Source organism: Ruegeria sp. A5 (assembly GCF_056543005.1).
In genome coordinates this window covers 428,489-440,572 of sequence record NZ_JBQGAV010000003.1, presented here as the reverse complement: position 1 = coordinate 440,572, position 12,084 = coordinate 428,489, and the positions used below count along the sequence as shown (strand labels likewise).

The window sequence follows — 12,084 nt, the reverse complement described above, 5'->3', positions numbered from 1 at the left end:
CGTCTCATACCGTCACGCCAGAACCGATGCTTTCGGCCTCTGGGACGGTTACGCTCTCGAAATGACCACCTGACAGACGCAGACAAGACCGTCGTCAGCCGCGTGCAAACAAGTTGGCAATGCCCGCTCTGATCACGAAGAAATCGGCGCGTAACCCTGGGCAGCGTCGTTGCGAACTGGAACTAGCCCCTTGAAGCTATAGTCACTATAGCAATTACAAATCATTCAGAGTTGATTCGACGAGAGACCAAATGCTGAACAGTGACCCGCTGCTAACCGCCACACCTCTGCTTGATTTTGAAACACCCGCAATTTTGGGGCTCATAACGGAACGGCGCTGGTCCGATCTGCCGTCGTTTTTGGCACTGCCTCTCAAGCCTGTCGTTGAAGGCATCCCAATTTGGAAAGTTCGGGATTGGCACCATGAAATTGCGCCGGGAATAACCACCTGCCCTTCGACGGATCCCCTGTTGTTGCCCGTACCAGGACGCCCGTTGCGGGCCTGGATCACATAGTGGGACAGCATTTCGCTGAACAGCCGCGCACGCCTGCGAGTTCCGTCGGGCTCGATCTTTGCTACAAGGCACTGGTCGTTATCGTACAGGATCGACCGCTGAACGGCCTCAAAGAACCTAAAGGCATGGACGTGCCCGTCCATCCAGGCCTCGGCAGCCGCCGCAGGATAGGCGCGGATGTAGCAGGCATCGCTATACGGTAGATCCAATGCAAAGAAGTGAGCCTTCTGCTCAATGCCGCCGATCACCACCATTGCTTCGCCGAAATTGGCCTTAGCATAGCCGGATGCATGGTGAAGCGGTAAGAACATCTCGCGATACCGTCGACCATGCTCCCGAACATAGTTCTTGATGATGGTGTAACCACCCTCGAAACCATGCTCATCGCGCTACTGCTCGAAGATCCGCTTGACCATATGCCGCTGTTTGCGCGGTCGCTGCCGATCCTCCGACAACCATTGATCTTGGAAAATGCGCGCCTTTCAAAGTGATCGTCACAGTTTTCTCCTGTCAGGTCCCAGCCCGCGTTAACAGGACTGCGTTCGATCTGACAAGTGGGGGCAGAGTTTACGACAGAACCACCGCCTGTTCAGCCTAGGAAACTTGCGAAGAAGTATGTCACAGAACTCACATTCTCTTACTGCATGAAACTACAGACCGACAGAGCTACTAATAGTACTTATTTGTACATTTTGCGCACTACTCATACGCGATGTTCTCTATTGTCGATCATTCAACCGATCGCCGCGCTTTCTCTGGCAATCCACCGCACGTTTATACGCATCATTGATAGGTACTCACCGCCACCCCGTCGTATGCTCAAGTGCTTTGAATATGCTACCGCACCCCAAGATAGTCTTCTTGATGAAAAGCAGCGGCGGTGCACTCGAAGAATGAGGCAGTCGCGTGGTCCCTGCCCTACCCCATAGACTTTGCATCAGTTCCGCCGTGACAAACTAAATAAATTGCAGATCACCTGCCCCAGTTTAACATCAATGCGGCGCGACGCCTTATATTAATTGACTGGACTTGATGTCATCGCCTCTGCTCGGAATGCAGCCGTCCGAAGCACAGAACAAGCGTTTGAATCCGGGTGGTACGATCAAATGGTTCAGATAACCTCCTGAGGTTCTGACTCAAACAGCTGTCCAGTTTGTGCAAAAAAACGGCGCTGAAATTAACCAGCGCCGCGCTTCGGATCTATCTCGCTAAGCCCGCCTTACCCGTGGGTAAGATCGTCTTCTTCTCGCAGATCCTCGATCAAGGTGGCCACAGCACGTTCTAATTTCGCCCTATCGACACGGGTAAAATCGAGATCATAGCGAAGTTCGATCCTTCCGCTGGATGCAGAACATTTTGCAATCCCTGCCCTGCCCCTTACCTGAAACGTTGTCTTCGCGCGGCGTGGTTTACCAACGGCTTCAGCCTTTGGCTTGGCGGCGGTCGCATTTTCGATTGTGAGAAAATCGCGAAGAATGGCCACTTCGCGCACGCTGTCGCGATTTGGTTCACTCACCAAAGCCGCACTGACTTGTCGGATCAATCCAGGATCAGAGTCGAGCTTTCGTTTGAGTTCAACACCCACATTCCGTGGAATGTCGTTTGGGTGCATAAGAACCTTTTCCAACATGGCCAGCAAACTCGCAAACGCCCGAATATAGCTGCGCTTGGTGTAGCTTGCAGATTTGAACAAGGTTGAAACCGCTTTGTCGACATCCGGACAATCATTGGCGGGGTCTTCCGCATAGGCACGCGCAAGCGCGCCCATTTCCGCAAACGAGATATCCTTTCGGATCAGGTTTTCATCGACCATGCGACGATAGCTATCATCCAGCTCGGCAACGTCAGAAACACCGGCCGGAATCGTCGCAAATCGCGCGTCGCCAGTTTCCTCAAGTAATGCGCGAAATGCCGATAATCTGCGCATTCCTTGAATTAACTCAAAGCGTCCATCGTTGCGACGCTCGACCCGGATCGGGTTCGAAAGACCCACATCCTGAATAGAAGCCTTCAACTCATCCAACTCAGGATCAGGGCCAGGCTTGCGGTCGCGCGTCAAGCGCTCGGTAACAACATCCGCCAATGCGATCTGTTCAGTAACATACCCTTCTGATCGTAGTCGCACAAGCTCGTGCGCTAACCTGTCATTTTCAACTCTGATTGCATCTTCGGTAGTTTGCTGGTCGCGTAGCGCATTAGCGTTCTCGGAGATTGCAGTAGCCATTGGTCCGCGCCTTTTCTCAAGCGCTTTATCCGGAACCTTGCCAACCGGGATTTCTTCCATCGCTGGCATGTCGATATCGAACATTCTGCGTTTTCGGCTCATACGTCATCCTCCAGCTTGTCCCAGGCCGATAGCATGACGCCCCGGAATTCATCATAAACATTATCAAATGTCGAACGCGCGCGACGCCAGGTTTCCCTCGTCATCTCACGGTAATCCATCTCATAAACTGAACTCAGGAACCGACCAGATTGCTCGACCGCACGCGTCATCTCGACCGGGTGCTCGGCGAGGTGCTCACCAAAGACTTTGCGGAATGCGTCATACATCGCTGTGTGCAGTGCGTTCCCCGGTTCGTAGCGCGTAAGCAAAAACCGAATTTCGCAGAATGTCTTGGGTAAACCAATCTTACCCGTGGGTAAGGTCTTGTCGAAACCATAGGCCAGATCTTCGAGGGCTTCAGCCAACTGTCCAATGAATGAGGTGGTTGAATCGTATTCCCAGTATCCGGGCCCCGACGGGATATACAACATGTCTGCTGCGAACACCGCATTCATCGATTGGTATCCTATCGCAGGCGGGCAATCGAACAGGATCAGGTCATAAGCATCATTCGGTATTTGATCCAGATAGCGGGACACAGCTGCAAAAAAAGACCACTCAGGATTCAGGTGCCGATATTGTGCTGATGCGAATTCGACGAAAGCAGCGTTGGCGCAAGAAGGGATCGCATCAATCGTTGACCATGAGGTCTGCTTGATAAAATCAGAAATGCGCAGTTCGCCGAGGCCCATATCCGTTATAGAAGGTGGTAATTCTCGGCGGGGCAGGGCGGTTCCTGACTCCGCAGCCACAGGGCGGTTATTCATGCGCTCGGTTTCACGGATTAGATCCCGCGCCATGATACCCCAGACGGTGAAATCTTCAGCGACATCGGTCAGACCCATCGAATGGCTGAGCGTCGCCTGAGGGTCAAAATCCACCACTAATACTCGGTAGCCGTCCAGAGCAGCGGCGTGCGCAAGATGCAACGCCACGGTCGACTTGCCGGCCCCCCCTTTGAAATTGGCAACAGCGGCCCGAACCGCCCGCTTGCCCGCAGGGCGTGGGGGAGTGAGCGCTTTGCGATTAACCTTAAGCCGCCGCCTGAGCTCATTTACCTCTTCCAGACTAAACCAACGCTGCCGCCCATCAGGCTCGACCTCGCCTCCCGGCAATGAAGGATCGGCGGCCAGCTTTCCTCGGAATGTCGATTGGTTCACCTTAAAGATCAGTTCGGACACCTCCCAGCTTGAGAACCGCCTTAGCGTCTTCTCCATCTCAGGGCTGAAAGTCTGCTGGCGAATCCAGCCCTGCAATTTCAGGGACTGGGTGCGCAATGCATTCAGGTCTTCGTGCGTGTACATGCCTCAGTTCTCATTCTTCTGGACGCTATTTTTCTCTCTTTTGTTATTTACGCCCGATTTGCATATTTGGCAAAAGAAATTATTGTAAGGTTGTGATGTTACCCACGGGTAAGAAAATATGGCCGTATCTAGTGCTGACCGATTCGGAATGCTGCTGCTCTCTGCAATCGTCTTGACTTCGGATATCCTACCAGATTTAGGGGGACAAAACTCAAGCAAATACGGCATATAGGGGGACATTATTGCTCTATAAGGGGACACCCAGTATGTCCCCCATCACCATAAATTCACCTATTTCTTTTATTGTTTGATAGCGAATAGCAGCTACCAAATAGCGTGATCTCAACGAACTCTTGACAGAATCGAAGTATTGGACGCTAATCAGTGAACAATCACGAAAAGCGTTGGGAAACGGCGCGATTACGGCGGGATCGACCCGCATGAGGCAAAAAAAGAGCGGTGAGGAAACGGATGCAGGTTGCGAAACCGGTCGGGCGAAATGCGCCTGCACTGAAGTACGATATCTTGTCGGCGCTCGCCGTTCACGCCTTATCAGGTGACAAGCATCGTCATCGCAGTGTTCTTCGCATCATGACATTAATTACCACGCGCTATAACTGGCGCTCCAATGAACTGTCGATTGGCCGGGAAGAGATCGCTCGGTTGTGGTCCGTGAACGAACGCACAGTTAAACGTGAGATGGCTAAGCTGCGCAGCGCAGGCTGGATTGCGGTCAAACGACCCGCCGCTCGGGGTCGGGTTGCGGTTTATGAACTCGACCTCAAGCAGATCATGCTGGACACAATGGAAGCCTGGCCCGTGATCGGAACGGATTTCCAGGAACGAATGCAGCAGAAGCCAGAGCGCGATACCAATGTTGTGCCATTTCAGTCAAAGCCATCGATCCCGCCGCCAAAGGGTGAAGACGTTTGGGCACAGGTTCAATCGATCCTACATGGGCGTGACCCAGAACTTTGGTCCAGTTGGTTCAAGCATTTGGACGAAGCCGAAAGGGCAGGGGGCCTGGCGACTCTGATTGCGCCAACGCGTTTCATGGCGGATTACATTGCACAGAAATGGTCGGGGAGGGTTTTGGCCGCTTATTCACGTGTCGACCCTTCGGTTCGAACAATTCGCATTGAAGCGGCAGAATAGGGCGCGGGCTTGCTCAACTGGCAACAGGCGACTATCTAGCGGAAACTGTTTATGAGCGCGTCAGATGTGACATAGCTCGATCCTGATCACAGTGGACATGTGCATTGCAAAAGATCAAATCAAAATTTGCGGCCGTATTGAGTGATTCCGTCCTGTGGCGACTGCTCTCCGAAAATATGCGCGAGCAAGCGGTCCCTTATACAATCGCGATCATCGCGATGGTATTTGTTGCGGCAACCACTGCAGGTATCGCCTTTATCATGCGTGATGTGGTGGATTCGCTGTTTGACAGTGAAAACTCAGCCAAGATTTTCGGCGTTTCGATGGCTGTATTCTCGATCTTCCTGGTCAAAGGGATTGCGACTTACGTCCAGATTGTGGCTCTGACCCGTGCTGGTAACCGGATCGTCTCGAAACAGCAGATCAAGCTTTACGACAAACTTTTGCGGCAAGGGGTGTCATTCTTCAATTTGACCGAAAGCTCGGATCTGTTGTTGAAGGTGACACAAACCGCCCAGGCTGCGCGCACGGTGATCGAGATCATGGTGACCACTGCGGTGCGCGATATGCTTACATTGATTGGTCTTTTGGCCGTGATGTTCTACCAGCAACCGATCTTGTCTTTGTTTACGCTTATCGTCGGCCCTTTGGCGATCTTGGGTGTTCGCATGCTGCTTCGCAAAGTGCGAGAGATTGCGGATATGGAGCTGCAATCGATGGGCGCGATCATGAAGGTCATTCAAGAAACCTCGGCTGGTATACGTGTGGTCAAGTCCTTCGGATTGGAAGAGCGCATGGCCCTCGAAATGAATTCGGCGGTGAAAAGCGTTGAGAAGCGCCGCAACAAGCTTGCGCGTTTGCAAGCTGCGACGAGCCCGCTGACGGATATCCTGGCCGGGTTTGCAATTGCCTCGGTCATCGGGTTGAGCGCTGGTAAGCTGTTTGGCGCTGCAGCGTCCACTCCGGGTGAACTGATGTCGTTCGTGACCGCTGTGATGATGGCCTATGAGCCCGCGAAGCGCCTGACGAAGGTGCGGGTGAAGATGGAGCTGGGTCTGCGCCGGGTGCAGATGTTGTTCAATATGTTGGACGAGCCTGAAACTCTGCCGGAAGAGGCCAATCCCAAAAGCCTGCCTGATGGTCCGCGAGAGGTGGTGTTCGACGCCGTCACTTTCGGCTACCGTCGTCGCGATCCGATCCTGAAAGGGCTTTCGTTGACGTTCGAAGCTGGCAAGACCACCGCTCTGGTTGGTCTGTCCGGCGGCGGCAAGTCGACCATTTTGAATTTGGCCCTGCGCCTTTATGACCCGAGCAGTGGTTCGGTATCGATCGATGGTCAGGATATCAAGTACGCCTCGTTCAAATCACTGCGCCAGAACATGTCGTTCGTCGGGCAAGAGACGTTTCTGTTTTCGGCCTCAATCGCCGACAACATCCGTTTTGGCCGTGAGGGTGCCTCGCAAGACGACGTGATCGAGGCTGCCAAGGCCGCGAATGCCTATGACTTCATCATGTCGCTTGAGAAAGGCTTTGACACTCTGGTTGGTGAAAATGGTGCCTTCCTGTCCGGTGGTCAAAAACAGCGCCTTGCGATTGCGCGCGCGCTTCTGCGCGACAGCCCGATCCTGCTGCTGGACGAACCAACTAGTGCGCTGGACTCGCGGTCGGAACATCTGGTTCAGGAGGCATTGGGCCGCCTGACCGAGGGGCGCACGACAATCATTGTGGCTCACAGGCTTTCAACCATCATGCATGCGGACAAGATCGTCGTGATTGAGGCTGGTGAAGTTCTTGAGCAGGGCAGCGCCCAACAGTTGCTGAAGAAGCCGGGACCATTCAAAACCCTGTATGACCATCAGTACTCGAACGCCGTCAATGCCGAATGATCCCGACGTGATCCAGCGGCCTGACATTACACCGGCGCGTTCGCCCCTGAGCGCGTCAGTGATCATCCCGACCTATCAAAGCTGGGACCAATTGCAGCGTTGTCTGGATGGGCTCACCTCTCAGACACTGAACACAAACCAGTTCGAGATACTTGCAGTCAACAATGATCCGACCGACCCCATGCCAGATGGGTTTCGCCTGCCCGCCAACGCCCGCATCCTAAGTGAGGCAAAACCCGGCTCATACGCAGCGCGCAACCGAGGAATCGAAGAAGCCGCCTCGGAGCTGCTGTTTTTCACCGACTCCGATTGTCAGCCTGACCCGCTCTATCTAGAGGCCGGGTTGAAAATAGCCGAAGACCACCCCGAGGTTAATCGCTTTGGCGGCAATGTTGTGCTGATCCCGAACGGGCAGGATTGGAAGACGACCGAACTCTATGATGTTCATTTGGGGTTAGAGCAAAAAAAATGGGTGGAACGGGGGCGTGCGGTTACGGCCAATCTGATCGTACGGCGGGAGCTTATGGATCGCATCGGTCGGTTCAACGACACGGTGTTGTCCGGCGGGGACATGGAATGGAATGATCGTGCTCAATCTGCGGGCGAAGCGATTGTGTTTGCCGAAGACGCCATCGTCCGTCATCCGGCGCGCGACAGTCTTGAGGATCACATCACCAAAGCCCGTCGTATTGAGGGGGCTAGGCTGCGCCGCAATGCCAAGCGCGGCATCGTAAATTACATCCCGCCTGTGCAGAAATTGATCCCTTCCTTCAAGACGTTGAAAAACCTTCTGAGGAATCAGAATCTGTCAACCAAACAGGCTTTTGGTGTGTGGGGCGTTCACTATGTGATCCGCGTTGCAAAGATTACGGAAACCATTCGGCTTCTCTGGCTGCGGAGGCCTGACCAGCGGAAGTAGTGGCCACTGGCAATGATAAACCACCTTCAGACCATGACGCTACGCGTTCTGGTTCGGCTTAATTCAAGTTGATCCTTAAGGTAGGACTCTTGGACAAGTGACTGCGGCACACTCTGTGTTCGCCGCTCGACCAATTAGCTTTGTTTAACTTGGCGCTCTGGAAATCAATGTACTCTAGCTTTGAGCTCTTTCATCACAGCTGGTGGCACGATTAAAGTCGATCTCCGCGTTCGCGTATATTGATGGTCAGTACTTTGTTCATATCTGATCACGCTGATCCAGGTACCGATTGCACAGGGCGTTGACCGTTGCGTGCAGGATGATGGTGAGTACCGCCAACACGATCAGCGCGGCGAACATCAGATCGGTTTTGGCACGGCCATTGGCCAGCAACATCAGATATCCCAGCCCACGCGACGCTCCGACCCATTCACCGATGACGGCACCGATCGGGGCATAGACGGCAGCCAGACGCAGGCCGCTGACAAATCCGGGCAGAGCAGATGGAATACGGATGTGCCACATTACTCGGGCAGGTGACGCCCCCATGACCCGAGCCAGATCCAGCCAGTCGCGATTACTGCGCATCAGTGCATCAAAGAAAGACGAAGTAACCGGGAAATAAATGATCAGCAGCGCCATGGCGATTTTGGCCTCGAGCCCGAAGCCAAGCCACAGGGTCAGAATCGGTGCCAGAGCAAAGACGGGGATGGTCTGGGAAAACACCAAAATTGGTCGCACCAGCGCGCGTGCTAGCGGTGAGGCGGCAAGGCCAATGGCCGACAGCCCGCCCAGCACTGCGCCAAGGGCCAGCCCGATCAGCACTTCGGTCGCGGTGACCAGCCCATGCTCCAGCAGAAGGTTGCGGCTGTTCCAAATGGTTTCGGAAACCAGCGCTGGCGGGGGCAAGATAAAGCGCGGCAAGCCGGTGGCCCAAACCACCAGTTGCCAAAGCGCCAACGCCATTGCGGTGGCGGCGATACCTGCACGCCAACCCGTCATCGGGCAATCGAGAATCCAGCCCATGCGGCATCGAAAAAGGCACGCTCCAGGGCGACTGCCTTGCCGAAGGTGGCGGCGACCTTGGCCTGTGCCTGGTCCGAAAGGGTCGGCCAGATCGCGTCCAATTGCCCACGCAGATAGGCGACTACACTTTCGAACCCGTCGCCTGAGTGCAGGGTGATCCATTCCCCCAGCCAGAACGGCAGATCTTCGGCGTTAGATTCGACCGGGCTGGCCCAATCCAGATAGACCCATTCCGCGACCACCAACACCGCCAGCATCCGCTCATAGCGCCCGGATGTGTGGGCCTCGTCCATCAGGGCCTGAAACGCCAGGGTTTCGGGTGCAGCTTCGCTTGCCTGGGGTACATCCAGCGCGTCTAATGCACGCATGAAATACGTGTTTTCTGGCCCGCAAATCTGGCCCAGAAACCGTGCGCCCGGCACTGCATCGGCAAGGCTGGGTGCATGTGCCACTGCCGAGGCCAACAACCGCACGAAGCCTTCCACGAAAAGGTAGTCCTGCTGTAAATAGCCAGCCATCTTGTCACGATCGAGCGTTCCGTTAGCCAGCGCATCAGTAAAGTCATGTGTGGTGGCAGCGGTCCAGTTATCTTGGTTGCGCGCCCTGAGTGTTTCGCTTGCGCTCATTTATCTGTCCTGAGTTGTTTAAGCAGCGCGGCCTGGATGCCCAGCACGCCCGGATCGTCAACGGGGCGCGGGATGCTGCCCTTTGGAGTTTCGACCGGGTGCAGCCCGTCGCGCGTCATGATCATGATATTCTGCCCAAGCCGCGCCACCTCGGCTGGGTCATGGGTGATAAGCAGTACGGTGCGGCCGTTCAGCAGCCTTGCGGTGAGGTCCTGCATCTGCACCCGGGTCAGGGCATCAAGGGCTGAAAATGGTTCGTCCAACAGCACAATGGGGCGGTCTTCCATCAGGGTTCGGGCCAAGGCCACGCGCTGTCTTTGCCCACCGGACAGCTTGCCCGGTTTCTTGTTCAGATGCGCGCCTAGCCCAACTTGCACCAGTACCTGCTCGGCCCGGTCCCGGTTGAATTTCTCGCCGCGCAATCGGGCCCCTATGGCCACGTTGTCGAGCGCGGAAAGCCAGGGCAGCAACAGATCGCTCTGCGCCATTAGGGCCACCCGCCCGACCAGCGTGCCGCCGTCCGAGGCCCAGATTTCACCGTCCAAAGACACGTGATCTCCCAACCCGGCCAGCAGCTTGAGCATTGTGGATTTGCCCACACCACTGGCCCCCAGAAGACAGGTCCACCGCCCAGCATCAAGTCGCAGATCAATGCCGTGCGCGATGGATGTGTCGCCAATCGACAGTGATCCGCGCAGATATAGGGCGGGGGCCGGGCTCATGGCTGCGATGCCATGCCCCAAAAGCCGACCTCAAGCTCGGTCGCCTTGTGGAAGCGGTCGCAAAGATTTGCCCAACGTGGGCAGTTTTGCGGGTCATCCCCGATGCGCCGCGCTACCACGCCATCGATCAGCGCGCCAACATCGCAGCAGACCTGTTGGTAATCTTCCCCGCCATAAGTGTTGATCCAATCGGCATAGGTTTCTGAGGTCTTTGCCACCGAAAGCTCCGCCCCGATCACACCATAGCCCATGACGCAGGGGGCCAGTGTGGCCAGCAGATCAAGCATATCCCCTGAATGCCCGGCATCCAGCACATAGCGTGTATAGGCAAGATTAGCCTGACGCTCTTGCGTTGCAATAAGTTCTTCCTCGGAAATCCCAGCCTCGGCGCAGATGCCGATATGCAGCGCAAGCTCGTCATTGATCAGTGCATTCACTGTCCCCGCGGCGAGGCGCATATCCGCGACGGTCTCGGCCTTGGTCACCACCAGCGCCCAAGCGCGGGCGAAATGGATCAGAAAGACATAATCCTGCTTGAGATAGTGCAGAAACGCTGCGCGCGGGAGGGTTCCATCACCCATGCCCCGCACGAATGCGTGGCGGGTATAGGCAGGCCAGGTTTCCCCGGCCGCCGCTCGCCACGCCTCAAATGAGGTGCCGTAGTTCATTGTGCCCCCAGATCGACCGCGATTTTCGATACTGGGCGGGTGCCCTCGACTAGGCCGCTTTTGGCCAGAAATTCCTCGAAGCGGATATAGCGGCCTTCGTCCAGCGCCTCAGGACGCAAGGCAAAGCGGGGTAGGGTGTCGACCCAAGCCTTTGCATTCAGCTCGTCGTCCAGCTCTTCCGCGTAGCTTTTGAAAACCTCCCAGCTTTCATCCGGGTTGTTGACGATGTATTGCGTGGCCAGCTCGGTGGCGCGCAGGAAGCGGCGCACCTTGTCCTTGTCCATCAGCTCGGGGTTGGCGACATAGATCAGCTCGTCATATGTCGGCACGCCTTCTTCTTCGACATAGAAGCATCGGCCTTCGACGCCTTCGATTTCCATCTGATTCAGCTCAAAATTGCGATAGGCACCTATCACCGCATCGACCTGCCCCGACATGACCGAGGGGCTGAGCGAGAAGTTGACGTTGATCATCTCGATCTCGTCCAGCGCGACACCGTGCTTGCCCAGCATGGCACTCAGCACCGCTTCTTCTACGCCGGCAACTGAGAACCCGATCTTGCCGCCCTTTAGCTGGCTGATCTCTTGAATCGGGCCGTCCTTTAGTGTCAGAAGACAGCTGAGTGGTGTCGCCACAAGTGTACCTACGCGCATCAGCGGCAGACCTTCGGCTACCTGTAGGTGCTGGTTTGGTTGGTAGCTCACGGCGATGTCACCCTGCCCAGCGGCCACCAGTTTCGGTGGGGCCGAGGGATCAGCAGGCGGCACAATCTCGACCTCAAGATTCTGGTCTGCGAAATAACCCTTTTGCTGCGCCACGATGATCGGACCGTGATCAGGGTTCACGAACCAATCCAGCAGCAGAGTCATCTTGTCTTGTGCCAGCGCCGGTGTAGCCATCAGCATCGCCGCTACGGTCAGAAAATGTTTCAATTCGG

The 12,084-nt window shown here is 55.5% G+C and carries 10 protein-coding genes and 1 pseudogene; 3 read left to right on the top strand and 8 right to left on the bottom strand.

The features are described 5' to 3' along the window. Positions 1–347: 347 nt before the first annotated feature. The 3 genes and pseudogenes from istA to ACR0AY_RS10245 all read right to left on the bottom strand — a co-directional run. Positions 348–979: pseudogene (gene istA, locus ACR0AY_RS10255) on the bottom strand (IS21 family transposase); the annotation flags it as partial. 755 nt (positions 980–1,734) lie between these two features. Then, positions 1,735–2,841: a ParB N-terminal domain-containing protein gene (locus ACR0AY_RS10250; RefSeq protein WP_170512126.1), complete on the bottom strand. Its 1,107-nt coding sequence runs from the start codon at positions 2,839–2,841 to the stop codon at positions 1,735–1,737. Next, complete coding sequence (locus tag ACR0AY_RS10245) at positions 2,838–4,145, bottom strand: AAA family ATPase (RefSeq protein ID WP_170512124.1); 1,308 nt, start codon at positions 4,143–4,145, stop codon at positions 2,838–2,840. The genes ACR0AY_RS10250 and ACR0AY_RS10245 overlap by 4 nt, the downstream gene beginning before the upstream one ends. Positions 4,146–4,616: 471 nt before the next feature. On the opposite strand from ACR0AY_RS10245, the gene ACR0AY_RS10240 reads away from it, so the two are divergent. The 3 genes from ACR0AY_RS10240 (at position 4,617) to ACR0AY_RS10230 (ending at position 8,105) form a co-directional block, all read left to right on the top strand. Further along, positions 4,617–5,300 (top strand): DnaA N-terminal domain-containing protein, encoded by a 684-nt coding sequence (locus ACR0AY_RS10240; protein ID WP_170512122.1) that lies wholly within the window; start codon positions 4,617–4,619, stop codon positions 5,298–5,300. Positions 5,301–5,437: 137 nt separating this feature from the next. Next, positions 5,438–7,186: an ABC transporter ATP-binding protein gene (locus tag ACR0AY_RS10235; protein WP_480436466.1), complete on the top strand. Its 1,749-nt coding sequence runs from the start codon at positions 5,438–5,440 to the stop codon at positions 7,184–7,186. Continuing rightward, complete coding sequence (locus ACR0AY_RS10230) at positions 7,149–8,105, top strand: glycosyltransferase family 2 protein (protein WP_480454108.1); 957 nt, start codon at positions 7,149–7,151, stop codon at positions 8,103–8,105. Before ACR0AY_RS10235 ends, ACR0AY_RS10230 begins: the two co-directional genes overlap by 38 nt. A 258-nt stretch (positions 8,106–8,363) precedes the next feature. On the opposite strand, the gene ACR0AY_RS10225 is transcribed toward ACR0AY_RS10230, so the two are convergent. Genes ACR0AY_RS10225 through ACR0AY_RS10205 form a run of 5 tightly spaced genes read right to left on the bottom strand, consistent with a single transcriptional unit; the run spans position 8,364 to position 12,052 of the window. Further along, complete coding sequence (locus ACR0AY_RS10225) at positions 8,364–9,107, bottom strand: ABC transporter permease (RefSeq protein WP_170512144.1); 744 nt, start codon at positions 9,105–9,107, stop codon at positions 8,364–8,366. Then, on the bottom strand, positions 9,104–9,757 hold the full coding sequence (locus ACR0AY_RS10220; RefSeq protein ID WP_170512116.1) for a TenA family protein: 654 nt from the start codon (positions 9,755–9,757) through the stop codon (positions 9,104–9,106). Before ACR0AY_RS10220 ends, ACR0AY_RS10225 begins: the two co-directional genes overlap by 4 nt. Next, positions 9,754–10,479 (bottom strand): ABC transporter ATP-binding protein, encoded by a 726-nt coding sequence (locus ACR0AY_RS10215; protein WP_170512114.1) that lies wholly within the window; start codon positions 10,477–10,479, stop codon positions 9,754–9,756. Before ACR0AY_RS10215 ends, ACR0AY_RS10220 begins: the two co-directional genes overlap by 4 nt. Continuing rightward, a complete protein-coding gene (gene tenA / locus ACR0AY_RS10210) occupies positions 10,476–11,147 on the bottom strand; it encodes a thiaminase II (protein ID WP_170512112.1) in 672 nt (223 codons plus the stop codon). The genes ACR0AY_RS10215 and tenA overlap by 4 nt, the downstream gene beginning before the upstream one ends. Then, positions 11,144–12,052 carry an ABC transporter substrate-binding protein gene (locus ACR0AY_RS10205; protein ID WP_480454117.1) on the bottom strand — a complete coding sequence of 303 codons (909 nt, stop codon included), beginning with the start codon at positions 12,050–12,052 and terminating at the stop codon, positions 11,144–11,146. Before ACR0AY_RS10205 ends, tenA begins: the two co-directional genes overlap by 4 nt. Between the last annotated feature and the right edge of the window lie 32 nt (positions 12,053–12,084).

Coding starts and splice junctions, on each gene's coding strand:
- ACR0AY_RS10215 (WP_170512114.1), bottom strand. CDS start 10,479: ATGAGCCCGGCCCCCGCCCTATATCTGCGCGGATCACTGTCGATTGGC.
- tenA (WP_170512112.1), bottom strand. CDS start 11,147: ATGAACTACGGCACCTCATTTGAGGCGTGGCGAGCGGCGGCCGGGGAA.
- ACR0AY_RS10240 (WP_170512122.1), top strand. CDS start 4,617: ATGCAGGTTGCGAAACCGGTCGGGCGAAATGCGCCTGCACTGAAGTAC.
- ACR0AY_RS10225 (WP_170512144.1), bottom strand. CDS start 9,107: ATGACGGGTTGGCGTGCAGGTATCGCCGCCACCGCAATGGCGTTGGCG.
- ACR0AY_RS10220 (WP_170512116.1), bottom strand. CDS start 9,757: ATGAGCGCAAGCGAAACACTCAGGGCGCGCAACCAAGATAACTGGACC.
- ACR0AY_RS10245 (WP_170512124.1), bottom strand. CDS start 4,145: ATGTACACGCACGAAGACCTGAATGCATTGCGCACCCAGTCCCTGAAA.
- ACR0AY_RS10230 (WP_480454108.1), top strand. CDS start 7,149: ATGACCATCAGTACTCGAACGCCGTCAATGCCGAATGATCCCGACGTG.
- ACR0AY_RS10205 (WP_480454117.1), bottom strand. CDS start 12,052: ATGCTGATGGCTACACCGGCGCTGGCACAAGACAAGATGACTCTGCTG.
- ACR0AY_RS10250 (WP_170512126.1), bottom strand. CDS start 2,841: ATGAGCCGAAAACGCAGAATGTTCGATATCGACATGCCAGCGATGGAA.